Genomic DNA, 18,367 nt, shown 5'->3' with positions numbered 1-18,367 from the left:
TATTATTTTAGATTTAACCGATATGTAATGAAGATGTACAGTAAATATGGGGGTATGCAAGTGCCTGGTGAAATCAAGTATACTCAATATAGGAAAAAAGAAGTATTAGATGTACTTAGGGGGGATTAACATATTTAAGGAAGATATGAAAAAAATATTGGCATCATTACTAAAAAATCCATTAGTAATAATCGTATACTGGATTTTTTGTTATGAGTTAGCTTTATTATGTATGTATGGGAGAATGAATAATAATATTTATATTTGGTTATTATCTATAGCATTTCTAATACTTATCATTATATTTACTACAATTAAAATTGTGAAAAATAGGGAACGCGAATCATCCAAATTATTAAATGTAAAGGGATGGAAATACATTTCTGTTCTAATACTTATCCTTATAACGTCTTTTTATGGGATAAAAATTTATAAAAGTGCAACGAATTATGGCGGTAAACTAGCATGGTTTATAGAAAGCGTAAAAAACGAAAGATCAGTTAAACTTGAGCGTGATAATATATATAAGTATGGTGTAGAGGGCATTTTTGAAGATATAAATAAGAAATATACTTTGCCAAAGAAGTTATATATGTCGGATGATTTTACTTTGGAATTTAAATCAGATGGAACAATTACATCATTTGATACTTTTCTTTATGGGAAAAATGCTGCTGGAAAAGAGGAAAGCTACTTAATATCTTATAATAAAAATAAATCAAAAGATATTTTTGTAGGATTAAATGGGTATGTTAACGCTGATTATAATGAAGATAAATTAGTAAAACCTTTAATTAAAACAGTTCAAGCCATTCCAGTTAAACAAACTGTAAGTAAGTGGAATGAAGATAAGTATGGGCTGGTCTATTATGGGAAAAGGAACTGGGGTTACAACAGAGAAGGAATTATTAATATTAATAAAGATGGGAAATTAGAGAAGCTTGAAGAAGCAAAGTCCGAAATAATTGGATATACGGTATCTATATTTATCCCTGGAAAAGAGAAAGAGGTAGTACCTGCTAGATATAATTTACTAGGTGACCCAAATTGGAGTAAGGAAAGTAGTTCTAAAAAGAAAAAGAAGAATTTAACTAATAATAATGAGCAATTTTACTTTTCAAAAGAAGTTGGTTATAAACTAGATGTCACAGATAAAGCATTAGGGAGCACCTTTTATTCACTAAGCAAGACAATTGATGGAGGGGAAACATGGGGAGTTATAAATGAAGACCCGTTCAATGAAGCGGTAGGTAGTGCATCAGGAATCATCTTTTTTAATGAAAAGCTCGGATTTTTAAGGGCAGCCAGACCCTCTGGAAATGAAGGGAGGTTATACCGTACAGATGATGGGGGTATAACTTTTAAAAAGTTGAGCTATACAAATTATGAAGTGAAACTAGAAAGTGGACAGGCAATAAATCCGTTTGATTTTCCTAATATGCCTTATGAGAAGGATGGAGTTTTTAACATGCTAGTAGGGCAAGGAGCAGATGGAGACTACAATGGTAATAGTAGTATACTTTATCAATCAAAAGATCAAGGTGAAACATGGGAGTATGTAAAAGAGGTTAAAGATAATTAATAGTGGGAAAGACCATTGGACAAAAATTACCGATGGTCTTTTAAACATTATTAGATGGTATGTACATTTCCTAAAATAAGTATGTTTCTATTTCTATAAAAATATGCTGTAATATGAAGAGGAAAAAGTATAAGTAGTTAGAGAAGTGAGGAATTAAAGGTGAAGAAGTTTAAGAAGTTTTACTTGGAGATTACGAGTGTGTGTAATCTTGCGTGTAGCTTTTGTCCGCCGACGGAAAGGCAGAAGCAATTCATTTCTGTAGAGGATTTTGCTAAAAGATTAGACCAAATTAAACCTCACACAGACTACATTTATTTGCACGTGAAGGGTGAGCCGTTGCTCCATCCGAAAATAGATCAGCTATTAGACTTAAGTCATGAAAAAGGGTTTAAAGTTAATATTACAACGAACGGAACGTTAATTAATAAGAGAAGGCATAGGCTGTTAAATAAGCCCGCGTTAAGACAAATGAATTTTTCACTGCATAGTTTTGATGGACACCCAGGTTCGCAAGATAAAGAGGGCTATGTAAGGAGTATACTTTCCTTCATTAGGGAAGCGACAAGTCAATCAGATTTAATTGTATCGTTAAGGTTATGGAATTTAACTCAGGATAATAAAACAAATGCTGAAATCCAGAAAAATAGAGAGTTATTATCCATAATTGAAAATGAATTTGATCTATCTTATCAGATTGAAGAGAAGCTTACACCAGGAAAAGGTATAAAAATTGCAGAACGTGTCTTTATTAATCAAGACTATGAATTCCAGTGGCCAGCATTACATGAAGAAGAGGATGATGGGAAAGGATTCTGTCATGGACTTCGTAATCAGGCAGGGATTTTAGCGAATGGGACGGTTATTCCTTGTTGTTTAGATGGTGAAGGGATTATTAACCTTGGAAATATTAATAATGATTCATTTTCTAACATTATAGAAGGTGAAAGAGCAACAAACATTGTCGATGGATTTTCAAAAAGAGTTGCGGTTGAAGAGCTTTGTAGGAAATGTGGATATCGTAAAAGGTTTGGGAAGTAAATATGAAATAAGCCCTCATAAAGCGAGGGCTTATTTTTTATTCTTGATAAGAATGCTCTAATTCATCAATTAATGAACCAACGTAAGAAACAGCTTTACGGATTGCATCTGATTTTGACATATCTACTCCGGCATGTTTCATTAGTTCAAGTGGTTTCATTGTACCACCAGCGCGAAGCACATCTAACCAGCGATCAATAGCAGGTTGTCCTTCCTCTTTAATCATTTGAGCTATTGCAGTAGCTGTAGTGAGGCCTGCGGAATATGTGTAAGAATATAGACCCATATAATAATGAGGCTGACGCATCCAAGTTAAGCCCGCACCTTCATCGATTTCTACAGAATCTCCCCAGAATGTCGAAAGGACATTTGTTTTAATTTCAGTTAAAGTTGTAGCTGTAAGGGCCTGTCCTTCTTCTGCTAGAGCATATACCCTACGTTGATATTCACCCTCAAGTAAATGAGTAACAAAGTTGTGATAATATGTGCCGAGTAGTTGTAGAATGACCCATCTGCGCATTCTCTTATCGTCAGTAGTCGCTAGTAAATGCTGAGCTAATAGTAATTCATTCATAGTTGATGGTGCTTCAACAAAGTACATAGATGGGCGTACGTTCATGATACGTTGGTTTTTATTTGCTAAATAGAAATGACCAGCATGTCCAAATTCATGTGCTAATGTGAAGCATCCACGCATCGTATTTTGCCATGTAATTAAAATATAGGGATGAGAGCCGTATGGACTTGAGCAAAATGCCCCGGTTGATTTGCCTACGTTATCTGCAAGATCTACCCATCTTTCTTTGAATCCTTTTTGGATTATTGAACTATATTCATCGCCTAATACTTTTAAAGAATCTTGAATGAGCGTGCCTGCTTCTTCATAAGTAATAGCTGGATTAAATTCGGGATCTAAAGGTGCATGTAAGTCGCAGAAAAGCATTTGATCGAGTCCTAATACTTTCTTTTTTAAATCTGCAAAACGGCGCATATGAGGTGCTAATTCTTTATAAATAATATCAAGTTGGTTGTTATACATTTCAAGTGGAACTCTTTGTGGTTCTAATAGCATATGGGTAACGGATTCATATTTACGTAAACGAGAAAGTGTTACTTGTTTTTTAACTTCAGTAGCATATGTTGTGGCAATTGTATTTTTATATTGTTTTAGTGTGGAAACAAATGATGAATATGCTTTTCGACGTATATATGTGCTTGGAGAAAATTCATATTTGCTTTCAAATAATGAGAATGAAACAGGGAGTTCGTTTCCTTGTTCGTCTTGTATAGAAGTGAAATCCATATCGGCCAATTTAGTCATGCCGTAAATTTTGTATGGAGAACTATGAACTTCGCCAAGTGCAGCAAGTGCTTCTTCTGTTTCAGGAGAGAGAGTGTGCTGCCTTTTTTTGAGTATCTCTAGTAACGACTTACGGAAAGGTTCAAGTTTTGTTTCGTCAGTTAAATATTTTTCAATTGTTCCTTCTTCAAGTGAGAGAATTTCATTATGGATAAAGGATAGTGCAGTATGTACTTTCGTCCATAAAGCAGACATTTTGGAAGAGTTCGCTTGAATAACTGGATTTGTACGATCAGTAGATTCTTTTAAATTTGCATATGAATACAGTTTTGTTAACTTCATTAAAAGCTCTTCTTCTAAAAGTAGGCAATTTAATAAAGTTGTGGAGTTGGTATGTAAACGTCCTTTAAATGTATCAAGTTTCTGTATATCATTTTCTAATACGTTTAATGCGGTATGCCATTCGGCATCAGAATTATACAAATCGGATAAATCCCATGTTAGTTCAGCAGGCACCTCTGCGCGATTAAGGCGATTTTCCATTACATTTTTCAAGTCTATCTCCTCCTCATTAAGACTATTTAAAAACATGATACTAGAAAATTCAGTAAAATAAAAATATTTTATGTTTTTATATATTAAAAAGAAGGACAAGCACTTTTATGCTTGTCCTTCTTTTTAAATTTAAGAATTAATATACTTTATCGCCGTTGAAAATCGAGTTTTTCACGACAACATAATCTACAGTACGAATAGCATCTAATTTTGTTCCGCCAGCGTAAGAGATAGAAGATTGAAGATCTTGTTCCATTTCGATTAACGTATCTTCTAAAGAACCTTTATGCTCAACGAACATTTTCTTACCTTCAACGTTTTTCTTCTCACCCTTTTGGAATTCAGAAGCAGAACCGAAGTATTCTTTATAAAGTTTGCCATCTCTTTCGATTGTTTCCCCTGGAGACTCTTCGTGACCAGCGAATAGAGAACCGATCATGACCATAGTTGCCCCAAATCGAATAGATTTAGCTACGTCGCCGTGTGTACGAATACCACCATCAGCGATAATTGGCTTACTTGCAGCTTTTGCACACCAGCGAAGTGCAGCTAGCTGCCAACCACCAGTTCCGAAGCCTGTTTTAATTTTAGTAATACAAACTTTACCAGGTCCAATACCAACTTTTGTTGCATCAGCACCAGCATTTTCTAATTCTCTTACCGCTTCTGGAGTTCCAACGTTTCCAGCGATAACGAAGCTCTCTGGTAAATGCTTTTTTATATGTTGAATCATGTTGATCACAGCATTAGAATGACCGTGTGCGATATCAATCGTGATATATTCAGGTGTAATTTGCTCAGCAGCTAATTGTTGTACGAATTCATATTCGTCCTCTTTTACACCAACGCTGATAGAAGCGATTAATCCACGTGATTGCATATCTCTAATGAATGAGATTCGTTTCTCTGGTTGGAAACGATGCATGATATAGAAGTAATTGTTTTCAGCTAAATAAGTTGCGATTCTTTCATCAATAATCGTTTGCATATTTGCAGGCACGACAGGTAATTTAAATTTATGTTTTCCTAAAGTGACAGTTGTATCACATTCAGAGCGGCTATTTACAATACATTTTGCAGGAATTAATTGAATATCTTCATAGTCGAATACGTTTTCCATCATTTACACCCCTAAAATACGAATATTTTATTTTTATTAATCAAAAATGTTCGTCCATAGGATAATTTACATTATTTTTATTAAGAAGTCAAAGGATTTCTTAACATTTTTTGAAAAACTAGATGTTACATCTGAAAAATAACGTTAAAAACGAATTTAAAATGTATTTTTATTTATATTGTTCGTTTATGGTAAAGATTGAAAAGTTGAGATAATTATATAAGGTTGTATGTATTCTTTTTATTTTTTTGGAGTGGGATGGAGGATACCATGAAAGAGTCAATGCTAACAATACGAGCAAAAGATGTTATCAATTAGTTGAACAATATATGAAATGATAAGGTTTATTTCTATATAAAAAGAGGAATCTGGTATGAACCACCTTTTTATGTAAGGTTTCAAGTATAATAAGTAGGGTAATAGTAACGTATACAAAAGATAAAAAAGAAAATAATACATAATAAAATGAGGTTAATATATGAGTAAAAAAAGTTTTTCTGATTATAAATTAAGTAAGGAAATTGTAAGGGCACTTACTGGGTTAGGATATGATCATCCAACAGAAGTACAAGGTGAGGTTATTCCGGTCGCATTACAAAAGAAGGATCTTGTTGTGAAGTCTCAGACTGGAAGTGGAAAAACAGCTTCATTTGGTATTCCACTTTGTGAAATGGTGGAGTGGGAAGAGAATAAACCACAAGCATTAGTTTTAACACCAACGAGAGAGCTTGCGGTGCAGGTAAAAGAAGATATTACAAATATAGGTCGATTCAAAAGGATTAAGGCTGCGGCAGTTTATGGGAAATCTCCATTTGCACGTCAAAAATTAGAATTAAAGCAAAAGACACACATTGTAGTTGGGACTCCTGGTCGTGTATTGGATCATATTGAGAAGGGTACCCTTTCTTTAGAGTGTTTGAAGTATTTAGTTATTGATGAAGCAGATGAGATGCTAAATATGGGCTTTATCGATCAAGTAGAGGCAATTATTGATGAATTACCTACAAAAAGAATGACAATGTTATTTTCAGCAACACTTCCAGAAGATGTTGAAAAATTGTCTCGTACATATATGAATTCACCAACTCATATTGAAATTAAAGCAGCTGGGATTACAACGGATAAAATTGAACATACTCTTTTTGAGGCGATAGAAGACGAGAAGTTTTCACTACTTAAAGATGTAACAATGATTGAGAATCCTGATAGTTGTATTATTTTCTGCCGTACACAAGAAAATGTAGATCATGTATATAGACAGCTAAAACGAGCTAATTATCCTTGTGACAAAATACATGGTGGTATGGTACAAGAAGATCGTTTTGAAGTCATGGATGATTTTAGAAAAGGAAAATTCCGTTATTTAGTAGCAACAGACGTAGCTGCGAGAGGAATTGATATTGATAATATTACACATGTTATTAATTATGATATTCCACTTGAAAAAGAAAGCTATGTACATCGTACTGGAAGAACGGGACGAGCTGGAAATAGTGGAAAAGCTATTACATTTATAACACCATATGAAAATAGATTTTTAGAAGAGATTGAGGATTATATTGGTTTTGAAATTCCAAAGGCAATTGGACCTTCAAAAGAAGAAGTTATGAAAGAGAAAGCTGCATTTGAAGAAAAGATACATGCTAAACCAATTATTAAGAAAGATAAAAATGCGGACATAAACAAAGGAATTATGAAGCTGTACTTTAATGGCGGGAAGAAAAAGAAAATTAGAGCGGTAGATTTCGTCGGTACAATTGCTAAAATTAAAGGTGTTACAGCAGAAGATATAGGCATTATTACGATACAAGATAACGTTTCTTACGTTGAAATATTAAATGGAAAAGGACCACTTGTCTTGAAAGTCATGAAGACTACAACGATTAAAGGGAAACAATTAAAAGTTCATGAGGCAATTAAGTAAATAAAAAACTATCCACTTTAATAGGTGGATAGTTTTTTATTTATGATTTTTTCAAATCATCAACTAGTTGCTCTGCTAAACGTCTATACATATTACTCATAGTCACGAAGGATGTTAATAGTAGAAATTTTTCTAGCTTTGTACCTTCTAAGGAAGAAATCTCATTTACTTCTGTAACACGTTTATTTACGTCTTGTTTAAAGTTTTCGACATTGCTTGCAGTAAGAGCAAGATAATTTTTATATAACGCATTTAATTCAAATGAATCATCGTTTAATAAGGAGTCATTTATATTTTCTAATGAACTTTTTATGTCGTTAATGGAGAGAGCTCCCTTTAATTGGTAAATCAGGCTAATTAAAATCATATGCTCTTTTGAATACTTTTTATTTTTGATAGGGATGAATAGTTTCCCTTTTGCGTAATTATTAATCATCGTTTTTGTTAATACTTTTTCATCATCAGTTCTCGTTGTATCTGCATAAGTATTCTCAAATAGTTGGACAACTTGGTCTACATATAAGTCAACATTTGGAATATCCTCAAGTTTAATATTTTTTTCTAAATGTAATGTCTCAAGTAATTCATTTATATTTTCCACGTAGAATCCCTCACTTTTATAACTTAGTGGAACTTAATGTTTAATATATCTTTAAATATGGTATTACGAAACAAATGAATTGTAAATGTTGACCTTAAAAAGAAATGTGTATATAATTACATGTAGTTATAAAAACTACATGTAATTATATGAGGGGTGTTATTATGAATACTTATGTAAGGGAACCAGTTAACGCATTTACTCACTTAGGTGGAGCGATCTTATCATTTATTGCCTTATTAGCTATGCTTGTGAAAGTTTCTATTAAGATGCCATCATTTGCTGCAATTACAGCTGTTATTTTGTTTGGTATTGGAATGATGGTCCTTTATGCGGCGTCAGCTGTGTATCATAGTGTTGTGGCCAATGAACGTGTTATTTACTTCTTTAGGAAGCTAGATCATTCTATGATTTTTATATTAATTGCAGGTACATATGCACCCTTTTGCTTAATTACATTAAATTCAGCAAGTGGTTTGCTATTATTTTGTTTAGTCTATGCAACTGCGATTTGTGGTATTGTGTTTAAAATGTTTTGGTTTAATTGTCCAAGATGGTTATCGACAGCAATTTATATTACGATGGGTTGGTTAATTGTTTTGTTCTTTGCACCGTTAGCTGAGAATTTAAGTACAGGAGGTATTGTTTTCTTAGTACTTGGGGGCATTTTTTATACAATTGGTGGATTTATTTATGGCACAAAGCCAAAATGGCTAGAGTTTAAATATATGGGACATCATGAAATTTTTCATGTTTTTGTATTATTAGGTAGTCTTGCGCATTTTCTAAGTGTATATTGTTACGTAATTTAATAAAAAAACGCCACATAATTTTTATTATGTGGCGTTTTTTTATTACCTGATTAGAATCGTATATGTTATAAAATTATTATGGGATAAAATGTAAGTTTCTGTGTTCGCATGTTAAACATAGGATAAGAAATATGTGATATACTTTGAGAAGTTTATAATGAATGAAATATGGAGGACTATAATTATGGCAATACTTGTAACAGGTGGAGCAGGATATATTGGTAGTCATACATGTGTAGAATTACTAAATAGCGGTTACGAAGTTATAGTAGTGGATAATCTTTCGAATAGCTCGGTAGAATCCATAAATCGAGTGAAAGAAATAACAGGAAAACAATTTAAGTTTTATAAAGAAGATGTTTTAAATCGCGAAGCGCTTGACGCAATTTTTGAAGAAAATGTAATTGAAGCAGTTATTCACTTTGCAGGATTTAAAGCTGTAGGGGAGTCAGTAGCGATTCCATTAACATATTATCATAACAACATTACAAGCACGTTAGTGCTATGTGAAGTAATGCAGAAACATAATGTAAAGAAGATGATCTTTAGTTCATCTGCAACTGTATATGGTATCCCGGAAACGTCACCGATTACGGAGGAGTTTCCATTAAGTGCAACAAATCCATATGGTCAAACGAAATTAATGATTGAGCAAATTATGCGTGATGTAGCATTTGCAGATGCAGAATGGGGTATCGCATTACTTCGCTATTTCAATCCATTTGGTGCACACGAAAGTGGGCGTATCGGAGAAGATCCAAATGGAATCCCAAATAACTTAATGCCATATGTAACGCAAGTAGCAGTAGGTAAGTTAAAAGAATTAAGTGTATTCGGAAATGACTATCCAACGAAAGATGGAACAGGAGTCCGTGATTACATCCATGTTGTGGACTTAGCAAATGGTCACGTAAAGGCGCTTGAGAAAGTAATGAGTACAACAGGAGTAGATGCTTATAACCTGGGCACAGGCATGGGCTATAGTGTACTAGAGATGGTTGAAGCATTTGAAAAAGTTTCGGGCAAGAAAGTTCCTTATAAAATCACAGAGCGTCGCCCAGGTGATGTGGCAGTATGTTTTGCTGATGCATCGAAAGCAAAGCGTGAATTAGGCTGGGAGGCAACACGCGGATTAGAAGAGATGTGTGCAGATTCTTGGAAATGGCAATCAAATAATAAAAATGGCTATTTAGAAGTTTAATGATGAATAAAAAAATGACCTTTGCTTAAAAGCAAGAGGTCATTTTTTATTAAGTTTATTACCTAACCTAGAAAAGAACGTTCCCTGTTTTATAGGAATATTTGACTGGCAACACGTGTAGGAATCGATACTTTCAATATTAGTAAAGGTATTGATTATTAAGTATGCGCTCTATTTCTCGTCTTAGAACGAAAGTGTATTTAATATAGCCTAGTAGTAAGTGAATAAAGATTGAAAAGTGCTACAAAGGTATTGTTATAAATAAGGAAAATTATCGGAAAGGATATAGATGAGGGATCAACTGCCTGTAAAACCCCAACTGATTAAAGTTTTATTTTATGATCAGCCAGCAACACAAGAGCAATTTCAGCGAGCATATGTAAATTTATTAAAAGAAATTAAAGGTTTTGATTCAAGCCTATTCCTTATACAAAATTGAGGATTTGAAACAATCAAAAACTGTTAAGGGTTACTATCGCGTTTTAGGTCCGTAATACAATTTTCTCATAAGAAAGAATGTATTACGGACCACCACCTATTACATAATAGGAGGAATTAATGAATTCGAACAAGTTGTTTGTGATATACTGTGTTTCCCTCTTGACTTGTATATGGTGGGAGACTTCGTCCGAAACAATTTGCAATAATATTGGAGTGAGCGGGATAAGAAATACGTATTTCATACAAATCAATAGTCTCATCTAAATTAGCATAAAAGACTGCGAGATGATTGCCTTGTAAAACATATGGGAATTCTACTTCTGCATTTTCACCAATTAATACAGGTAACTTTACAGGATTAGAATAATTAGACCAATCCCACACTTCTATATTTACATAGTGAGCGTAATATGCATCTAAATTTACAATGTTTATGACTGCTGAAATAGTTGCAGGTTCTCTTGTTAATACACCTGTAGAGTGAAAAACAGAATGATTTGGATAATGAAGAGGCATAAATATCAAACCTTTCTTAAAATGATAGGATTTTACAATATCTTATGCTAGAAGGTAGTAGAATGAGATAGAGGAATGTATTATTTTATTCATTTTTTATGGAAATTGAAAGCGTATTATTGAAATGTATTCCAACACTTGTATCATCGCTAGAGTCCGTTTATAATCAAGGAATCCTAGTTCATGTTTTGATAGGATTATTTATTATTGAAAGCGTTTTAAGTTCGCTCCTTTTTAAGGTAGGAGGTCTGACTTATATAGATGAAAAATTATGTATGTAGTTTTAAATGGGAAGAAAAATAATATAAGTATCACTTTATAGTGTGGGGAGGTTAAAAGTGTGAAAGGTAAAGATTTTCACACGAGTATATATGGGTTATGTAGGATTATTACTTTCAGGGGCAGCTTTATTTTTAAATAGTCTTGTTATATTAGGGAAAGCAGAGATGAAAAGTGCGGGTGTTTTTAATTTATTTGTGGGTGCACTACAAATTATTATTCCGTTTTATTTGATCATGATTTCTGACCAAAGCAATTGGACAGTGTATTCATATGCGGCTACTTTCTTATTTGGATTAACCTATTTATATGTAGGTGTTACTTTTATAAAGGGAATGGATAGTAGTGGTCTAGGATGGTTTTGTATTTGGGTAGCAATTATAGCCTTATTCTATATGGTTGTTTCATTTGTTCAATTTCATGATGTTGTTAATGCGTTAACATGGTTTATGTGGGCATTACTTTGGTACTTATTCTTTGTGCTAAATACACAAAAAAAGAATATTAATCAATATCTCGGAAGAATCGCCTTCGTACAATCATGGGTAACATTGACTTTACCTTCACTATTTTATTTTATGGGAGTGTGGGGAGAGGGATTTGTATATGAACTATGGGTTTATGTATCAGTAATTTCTATTTTGTACTTTTGTTATTGTATTTTTAAATATAGAGTCCGTTAATATATTATCTGCATAAAAGCATGGAATCGTTAAACTGATTTCATGCTTTTTTTATAGTAGCCTTTTATAATAAAAGAAGTAGTATTTTATAAATTGCAAAAATGGGGATGATGAAATTGAAGAAAGTGTTGGTGCTAGGAGGAACAAGATTTTTTGGTAAACATTTAGTAGAGTACCTTTTGCAAGCTGGACACGATGTAACAATTGCCACGAGGGGAGTTACTGAAGATTCTTTTGGTAACGCAGTAAAAAGAATAATTGTCGATAGAGAAGATGGAAAACTACTAGAAGAGCGTCTAGAAGGAAAAAGTTATGATATTGTATACGATAATTTATGCTATAGTTCAAATGCAGCGAAAATGGTATGTGAAGTTTTGAAAGGAAAAACGAAGAAGTATATTATGACATCTTCAATGGCTGTCTATGAACCTGCATTAAGCTTGTTAGAAGAGGACTTTAATCCATACGAATATGCAATTACATATGGAGATAGGAATGATTTTAATTATAGTGAAGGAAAGCGATTAGCCGAAGCGGTTTTATTTCAATATGCAACATTCCCAGTCGTTGCAGTGCGTTTTCCAGTTGTTATTGGAGAAAATGATTATACGAAAAGGTTACAATTTTACGTTGAATGTGTTGTGAACCAAAACCCTATCGTTGTGGATCATGTAGATGGAAATTTGTCATTTATACATGAAAAAGAGGCAGGAGAGTTTCTAGCTTGGTGCGGAATGGAAAATGTGAAAGGACCAATTAACGCCTGTAGTAACGGGGTAGTTTCTACGGAAGAAATTATTCATTTCATAGAAGAGAAGACGGCAATAAAAGCACTTATCCAGGAAGCTGGGGAAAATATAGCTCCTTATAATGAGGTAACTAACTGTACGTTACATAATGGAAAGGCTCGTGAATTTGGATTTTTGTTCCGAGAGCTGAAAATAGAAATAAAAAATGTTTTAAAACATTATATAAATACAATGAAGTAATCATAAATCCCCCGGTGGCAATCCGGGGGATTCTGGAGGATTTCGACAATACTGATTTTACATTACCAAATTTACCTTATACGTACGACTAATGTTTTTGCGATTGAATTGCTTGTAAATACTTCTCGTTTACTTGGTCCCAGTTTACTGTATGCCACCAGTTGGTAACAAACTCGGGGCGCCGATTTTGATACTTTAAATAATAAGCATGTTCCCATACATCAATTACGAGTAAGGGGATTTTTCCTTCTTGCAAAGGCGTATCTTGATTTGGTGTACTCATAACAGAGAGTTCCTCACCGTCAAGAACAAGCCATCCATAGCCACTTCCAAAACGACTAATAGCTGCTTTGGAAAGTTGATCTTTTAAGTTGTCAAAGGTATTGAAATAATAATCAATTACTTTTGCAACGTCTCCATTAGGCTCACCGCCACCTCGTGGGCTCATCACTTCCCAAAAAAGACTATGACAATAGTGACCACCACCGTTATTTCGTACAGCTGTAACAATTTCCTTCGGTAAAGCATCTAAATTACATAGCAATTCTTCTAAAGATTTATTATGTAATTCAGTATAATTTTCTAAAGTAGCATTTAAATTGTTTACGTATGTCGCATGGTGCTTTCCATGATGAATGGAAAGTGTATTGCTATCGATATGTGGCTCTAGTTCATCATAGTCATATGAAAGCTTTGGCAATTGAAATGAAGACATAACATTCCCTCCTTTCTATTCAAAAGTTGGTCTAGGTAAAAATACTTTACCTGAGTCAAAAATACACTCATTTTCTATGGAAGTCAATAGTAAGTTCGTTAATTTTCTGAAAAATATTACAATAAAAGTAACACTCTCGCTTTCATTTGTGACTCCTATCCTTTTTGCTTATACTGTAAAGTATCAGGGTTTTGTTGAAATAGAAGGAGATTGTTTATGAGTGAAACGAAACAATTAATAGAGGAAGCAAGTAATTTTATTACGATTTGTTATAAAGAGCTTCATAAAGAACAATTGATAGAAGAACGTATAAAAGAAATTCAAATTGAGGTAGAGAAGACAGGGACATATGAGCATACATTTGAAGAACTTGTTCATGGTTCACGAATGGCATGGCGTAACAGTAATAGATGTATTGGAAGACTATTTTGGAGTAAGATGCACATATTAGATGCGCGCGAAGTAAATGATGAAGAGGGTGTATATAATGCATTAATTCATCATATTAAATATGCAACGAACGACGGGAAAGTTAAACCAACCATTACGATTTTTAAGCAATATCAAGGTGAGGAAAATAATATACGAATTTATAATCACCAATTGATTCGATATGCAGGATATAAAACAGAAATGGGAGTGATCGGTGACTCTCATTCCGCTACATTTACGGACTTTTGTCAGGAGCTTGGCTGGCAAGGAGAAGGTACGAATTTCGATGTATTGCCACTTGTGTTTTCTATAAACGGGAAGGCGCCTACATATAAAGAAATTCCGAGGAAAGAAGTAAAAGAAGTGCCAATTGAACACCCAGAATACCCTATTTCATCACTTGGAGCAAAATGGTATGGGGTTCCAATGATCTCGGATATGTGCTTAGAAATTGGCGGTATTTCTTATACAGCTGCTCCGTTCAATGGATGGTATATGGGAACAGAAATCGGGGCGCGCAACTTAGCGGATCATGATCGTTATAATTTACTTCCGGCTGTTGCGGAGATGATGGATTTAGATACATCGAGAAACGGTACGTTATGGAAGGATAAGGCGCTAATTGAGTTGAATATTGCCGTACTACACTCTTTTAAAAAACAAGGAGTTAGTATTGTTGATCATCATACTGCTGCACAACAATTTCAGCAATTTGAGAAGCAAGAAGCTGCTTGTGGTCGTGTTGTAACAGGTAATTGGGTGTGGCTTATTCCACCATTATCTCCAGCTACCACTCATATTTATCACAAACCGTATCCGAATGAAATTTTGAAGCCAAATTTCTTTCATAAATAATATTTAGTGCAGTTTTTTTCTGCAAAATATAATTTTTTTAATTACTGTTATGTAGCAAATGGAAGCCTTTACTCTCGGTTATTTTTGGAAGAGGATTTTTGAACCAAGGAGTTCCTTATGTTATAATCAAATTTCTGTTTCGAAGACCTTATAGAAATATAAGGTCTTTTGTTTTGCTTTTTTATGTAAGAGAAAGAGATTTTTTCTTTTTAATAAGGGATTTGGCATATTTTTAGGGACAACATAAGTATGTGGGAAGTCGATAAAATGTTATGCATATATAATTATTTTGTTTTGGGTTTAAACAATAAAACATAATAAAGTTGTTTTTTTAGATTGCTGAGGAAGGAGGAAATGTAAATGAGGATGAAGAGTCGAAAAACTGATTGGCCTGTATTTATTATTAGCGGTGGTTCACTTTTATTATTTGTAATTGCAGTTTTTTTGAACAAGGATTATGTAGAGAGTGCGATTAATAACAGTTTCGCTTTTTCAATTAAATATTTTGGTGCCTTCTGGCAAGTTTTATTATTAGGTACATTTATTGTTGCGATGTGTATGGCGTTCTCCAAATATGGGAGAGTTAAACTTGGGGGATTAGAAAAACCTGAGATTAGTACGGCAAAATGGCTTGCTATTATTATGTCTACATTACTTGCCGGAGGTGGCGTTTTTTGGGCAGCAGCAGAGCCAATGTACCATTTGATGACGGTGCCACCAATACATGATGGTATATCTGCTGGAACGAAAGAAGCAGTCATGCCTGCTTTAGCACAAAGTTATATGCATTGGGGATTTTTAGCATGGACGATTTTAGGTACAATTAGTGCGGTAGTTATGATGTATGGACATTATCATAAAGGTATGCCGCTAAAACCTCGAACGCTTTTATATCCTATTTTTGGGGAAAAATTAAGAAAGAGCCTGCTTGGAACGATAATTGATGCAGCTGCAATTATTGCAGTAGCTGCAGGTACAATTGGCCCCATTGGATTTTTAGGTTTACAAGCAAGTTATGGGTTACAAGAATTATTTGGAATTTCTGATGTGTTTACTACTCAATTGGCAATTATTGTTTGTGTAGTGGCCGTGTCTACCATATCGGCAGTAACAGGTATTGATAAAGGGATTCAAATTATAAGTAATTTAAATGTTAGATTAGCAATTTTGTTAATGGCATTCATATTACTATTTGGGCCAGGTGGATTTATTATTGATTCGTTTGTTTCTTCGTTTGGATTTTATGTAAGTGAGTTTATACCGATGAGCACATACCGTGGTGATACAAGTTGGTTAGGATCTTGGACAATCTTTTTCTGGGGATGGTTTATTGGATACGGACCAATGATGGCAATTTTAGTGAGTCGAATTTCAAGAGGGAGAACGATTCGAGAAATCATCGTTGCAATTGGAATTATCGCACCTATTATTACAACGTTTTGGTTTACTATATTAGGTGGATCAGGTGTGTTTTATGAGTTAATGAATCCTGGTTCTATCTCGGACGCATTAAGTGAATCTGGTATGCCGGCAGCTATGATTGCAATTACAGGGCAATTGCCACTTTCTAATATTATTGGACCAGCATTTCTTTTATTAACAATTTTATTTGTAGTGACAACAGGAGATTCAATGGCGTATTCCATTTCAATGGCAGTGACTGGAGACGGAGATCCTAGAATTAGTTTGCGAATATTTTGGTCGCTTATTATGGGAGCAGTTGCAGCAATTCTTTTATATATGGGTGAAGGAAGTATTAATGCGCTACAATCGTTTATCGTAGTGACGGCAGTTCCGGTATCAATTTTATTATTCCCAATGCTATGGTTAGCGCCTAAAGTTGCGGGAGAATTAGCATTAAAACAAGGTATTGTAAAAGAAGAAGATAAAACTGCATTCTTATTTCAGAAGGCTAGTAAATCAAAATAAATAAAAACGTAAAAGAGGAAGCATCTTAAATAAGATGCTTCCTCTTTTACGTTTAATCTAATACTTTTCCCTTTGTTTCTGGTACACATATTAGCATTGTAATTAACCCGATTGGGTAGATGATAAAAATCAAGGACAATGCTCCAAGCAGGTTGCCGCCTGTACCGAAAATAAAGTTTTCTGCGGTAGAGCGAGCTTCAGCAGGGTAGTTTTCAGCTAAAATTGCCCCAAACCCTCCCATCATTCCATTTGCAAAGAATCCAAGCAATGCACTTCCCCATAATAATAATGTGGAATCTGTGAATAAGAAGAAGTAAATGAGACAGTATACTGTACCACCAATATAATAAATTGCAAAAGTTTTACGACGACCAATTTTATCAGCCAGAATACCAAAGATTGCAATTCCAATTAGCATACCGATGGTAGAAATAAACATCCAGCCACTCGCTTTTGCTAATGTATAGTTATATTTATTTGCTAAAATAGTTGGCATCCATGTGAAGATGCCGTAATATCCGAAGTTCTGGATAAACGACATAATAATAAGACCGATTGTTGTAATTGTTACTTTTTTATTGGCAAATAATTTTCGAAGTGGGAATTTTTTTATATGTTTTAGTTGTTCTGCTTCAGTAGTTGTTAATTTACCTGTAGCTTCTTTTTGCAATAGTTCCTTTTTGTAGCGTTGTTTTTGCTCCCATATTTTCGGTTCACTTAAACTTTTACGGACATAGACAGCTAGTAAAGCTGGAATTAATCCAAATAAGAAAACGGCTCTCCATCCAAAGTGTGGGACAATAAATGCTGGAAGGAGTGAAGCAATCAGTACACCAAATTGCCATCCAAGTGCAACAACAGATGTCGCTTTAGCGCGCATTTCTTTAGACCATGTTTCTGTTACAATGGCCATTCCGATTCCGAATTCACCACCAACTCCCATTCCAACTAAAAAGCGAAGAATTAATAATTGCCAGTAGTCTGTTGCGAAATAAATGAGTGCGGTTGCTAGTGAAAACAGTAAGATTGTGAAGGCCATTGTACGAATACGGCCAAATAAATCAGCAATAAATCCAAATAAATAAGAACCAATTAACATCCCTATTGTGGTAGCTAATGTTAAGTTTCCACCTTCAACAGGACTTAAGTGAAACTCTTTTAAAATATAGACAAGTACGAAAGATAATAGCAACATATCTAAACCTTCTGCTGCATATCCTAGCGCAGAACCGAATAATGTTTTATACCTTTTCGCTTTCTTCTCCTCTGTTGTTTGTTGTACATCAGTAGTGACGTTCATTATTACTCCTCCTTATTTTCTACAGTCGCTATGGAAGAATAACAAAAGGCCTTCTCACCTGATATGATGAGAAGGCCAAAAAAGCATACGTATCC

Annotated in this window: 15 protein-coding genes; 9 read left to right on the top strand and 6 right to left on the bottom strand. The window is 34.1% G+C overall.

Going from position 1 to position 18,367, the window contains the following annotated elements; all coding sequences use genetic code 11:
* Positions 1-109 precede the first annotated feature (109 nt).
* Positions 110-1,582: a WD40/YVTN/BNR-like repeat-containing protein gene (locus tag ACYFX0_RS17845; protein ID WP_000280571.1), complete on the top strand. Its 1,473-nt coding sequence runs from the start codon at positions 110-112 to the stop codon at positions 1,580-1,582.
* Between the two features lie 159 nt (positions 1,583-1,741).
* Positions 1,742-2,620 (top strand): radical SAM/SPASM domain-containing protein, encoded by an 879-nt coding sequence (locus tag ACYFX0_RS17840; RefSeq protein WP_000713633.1) that lies wholly within the window; start codon positions 1,742-1,744, stop codon positions 2,618-2,620.
* A gap of 37 nt (positions 2,621-2,657) precedes the next feature.
* On the opposite strand, the gene pepF is transcribed toward ACYFX0_RS17840, so the two are convergent.
* A complete protein-coding gene (gene pepF / locus ACYFX0_RS17835; protein ID WP_106081716.1) occupies positions 2,658-4,475 on the bottom strand; it encodes an oligoendopeptidase F in 1,818 nt (605 codons plus the stop codon).
* Between the two features lie 136 nt (positions 4,476-4,611).
* Entirely contained in the window at positions 4,612-5,595 is a 984-nt protein-coding gene (gene guaC, locus ACYFX0_RS17830) for a GMP reductase (RefSeq protein WP_000432438.1), read from the bottom strand.
* 478 nt (positions 5,596-6,073) lie between these two features.
* Between guaC and ACYFX0_RS17825 the strand changes: the two genes are divergently transcribed.
* Complete coding sequence (locus ACYFX0_RS17825; RefSeq protein WP_000039346.1) at positions 6,074-7,519, top strand: DEAD/DEAH box helicase; 1,446 nt, start codon at positions 6,074-6,076, stop codon at positions 7,517-7,519.
* Between the two features lie 40 nt (positions 7,520-7,559).
* Here ACYFX0_RS17825 and ACYFX0_RS17820 read toward each other — a convergent pair whose 3' ends face one another.
* A complete protein-coding gene (locus ACYFX0_RS17820; protein ID WP_106081715.1) occupies positions 7,560-8,120 on the bottom strand; it encodes a DUF1836 domain-containing protein in 561 nt (186 codons plus the stop codon).
* A gap of 164 nt (positions 8,121-8,284) precedes the next feature.
* Here ACYFX0_RS17820 and trhA point away from each other — a divergent pair, with 164 nt between their 5' ends.
* The gene (gene trhA / locus ACYFX0_RS17815; protein WP_001099726.1) at positions 8,285-8,932 is read left to right on the top strand and encodes a PAQR family membrane homeostasis protein TrhA; all 648 of its coding nucleotides are present in this window, start codon (positions 8,285-8,287) and stop codon (positions 8,930-8,932) included.
* 184 nt (positions 8,933-9,116) lie between these two features.
* A complete protein-coding gene (gene galE, locus ACYFX0_RS17810; protein ID WP_000996551.1) occupies positions 9,117-10,133 on the top strand; it encodes a UDP-glucose 4-epimerase GalE in 1,017 nt (338 codons plus the stop codon).
* 555 nt (positions 10,134-10,688) lie between these two features.
* Here the strand turns inward: galE and ACYFX0_RS17805 are convergent.
* A complete protein-coding gene (locus tag ACYFX0_RS17805; protein WP_001128270.1) occupies positions 10,689-11,090 on the bottom strand; it encodes a hypothetical protein in 402 nt (133 codons plus the stop codon).
* 371 nt (positions 11,091-11,461) lie between these two features.
* Here ACYFX0_RS17805 and ACYFX0_RS17800 point away from each other — a divergent pair, with 371 nt between their 5' ends.
* A complete protein-coding gene (locus tag ACYFX0_RS17800) occupies positions 11,462-12,052 on the top strand; it encodes an AmiS/UreI family transporter (protein WP_000542567.1) in 591 nt (196 codons plus the stop codon).
* 101 nt (positions 12,053-12,153) lie between these two features.
* The gene (locus ACYFX0_RS17795; protein WP_042596800.1) at positions 12,154-13,041 is read left to right on the top strand and encodes an NAD-dependent epimerase/dehydratase family protein; all 888 of its coding nucleotides are present in this window, start codon (positions 12,154-12,156) and stop codon (positions 13,039-13,041) included.
* A gap of 88 nt (positions 13,042-13,129) precedes the next feature.
* Here the strand turns inward: ACYFX0_RS17795 and sodA are convergent, their stop codons facing one another.
* Positions 13,130-13,756, bottom strand: coding sequence for a superoxide dismutase [Mn] (gene sodA / locus ACYFX0_RS17790; protein ID WP_000094037.1), 627 nt, complete (start codon positions 13,754-13,756; stop codon positions 13,130-13,132).
* A gap of 216 nt (positions 13,757-13,972) precedes the next feature.
* Between sodA and ACYFX0_RS17785 the strand changes: the two genes are divergently transcribed.
* Together ACYFX0_RS17785 and ACYFX0_RS17780 are read left to right on the top strand one after the other, a co-directional pair.
* Entirely contained in the window at positions 13,973-15,043 is a 1,071-nt protein-coding gene (locus tag ACYFX0_RS17785) for a nitric oxide synthase oxygenase (RefSeq protein WP_000005086.1), read from the top strand.
* Between the two features lie 360 nt (positions 15,044-15,403).
* Positions 15,404-16,972: a BCCT family transporter gene (locus ACYFX0_RS17780; RefSeq protein WP_001242450.1), complete on the top strand. Its 1,569-nt coding sequence runs from the start codon at positions 15,404-15,406 to the stop codon at positions 16,970-16,972.
* Positions 16,973-17,024: 52 nt separating this feature from the next.
* On the opposite strand, the gene ACYFX0_RS17775 is transcribed toward ACYFX0_RS17780, so the two are convergent.
* Positions 17,025-18,272 carry an MFS transporter gene (locus ACYFX0_RS17775; protein ID WP_106081714.1) on the bottom strand — a complete coding sequence of 416 codons (1,248 nt, stop codon included), beginning with the start codon at positions 18,270-18,272 and terminating at the stop codon, positions 17,025-17,027.
* Between the last annotated feature and the right edge of the window lie 95 nt (positions 18,273-18,367).

Source organism: Bacillus sp. NEAU-Y102, assembly GCF_054788175.1.
This window is presented reverse-complemented; position numbering and strand designations above follow the sequence as displayed.

Bases quoted from the DNA above. Each gene is read 5' to 3' on its own strand.
- ACYFX0_RS17805 (WP_001128270.1), bottom strand. From the start codon at position 11,090: ATGCCTCTTCATTATCCAAATCATTCTGTTTTTCACTCTACAGGTGTA.
- ACYFX0_RS17775 (WP_106081714.1), bottom strand. From the start codon at position 18,272: ATGAACGTCACTACTGATGTACAACAAACAACAGAGGAGAAGAAAGCG.
- ACYFX0_RS17785 (WP_000005086.1), top strand. From the start codon at position 13,973: ATGAGTGAAACGAAACAATTAATAGAGGAAGCAAGTAATTTTATTACG.
- guaC (WP_000432438.1), bottom strand. From the start codon at position 5,595: ATGGAAAACGTATTCGACTATGAAGATATTCAATTAATTCCTGCAAAA.
- trhA (WP_001099726.1), top strand. From the start codon at position 8,285: ATGAATACTTATGTAAGGGAACCAGTTAACGCATTTACTCACTTAGGT.
- ACYFX0_RS17780 (WP_001242450.1), top strand. From the start codon at position 15,404: ATGAGGATGAAGAGTCGAAAAACTGATTGGCCTGTATTTATTATTAGC.
- ACYFX0_RS17800 (WP_000542567.1), top strand. From the start codon at position 11,462: ATGGGTTATGTAGGATTATTACTTTCAGGGGCAGCTTTATTTTTAAAT.
- ACYFX0_RS17795 (WP_042596800.1), top strand. From the start codon at position 12,154: ATGGGGATGATGAAATTGAAGAAAGTGTTGGTGCTAGGAGGAACAAGA.
- galE (WP_000996551.1), top strand. From the start codon at position 9,117: ATGGCAATACTTGTAACAGGTGGAGCAGGATATATTGGTAGTCATACA.
- ACYFX0_RS17845 (WP_000280571.1), top strand. From the start codon at position 110: ATGTACTTAGGGGGGATTAACATATTTAAGGAAGATATGAAAAAAATA.
- sodA (WP_000094037.1), bottom strand. From the start codon at position 13,756: ATGTCTTCATTTCAATTGCCAAAGCTTTCATATGACTATGATGAACTA.
- ACYFX0_RS17825 (WP_000039346.1), top strand. From the start codon at position 6,074: ATGAGTAAAAAAAGTTTTTCTGATTATAAATTAAGTAAGGAAATTGTA.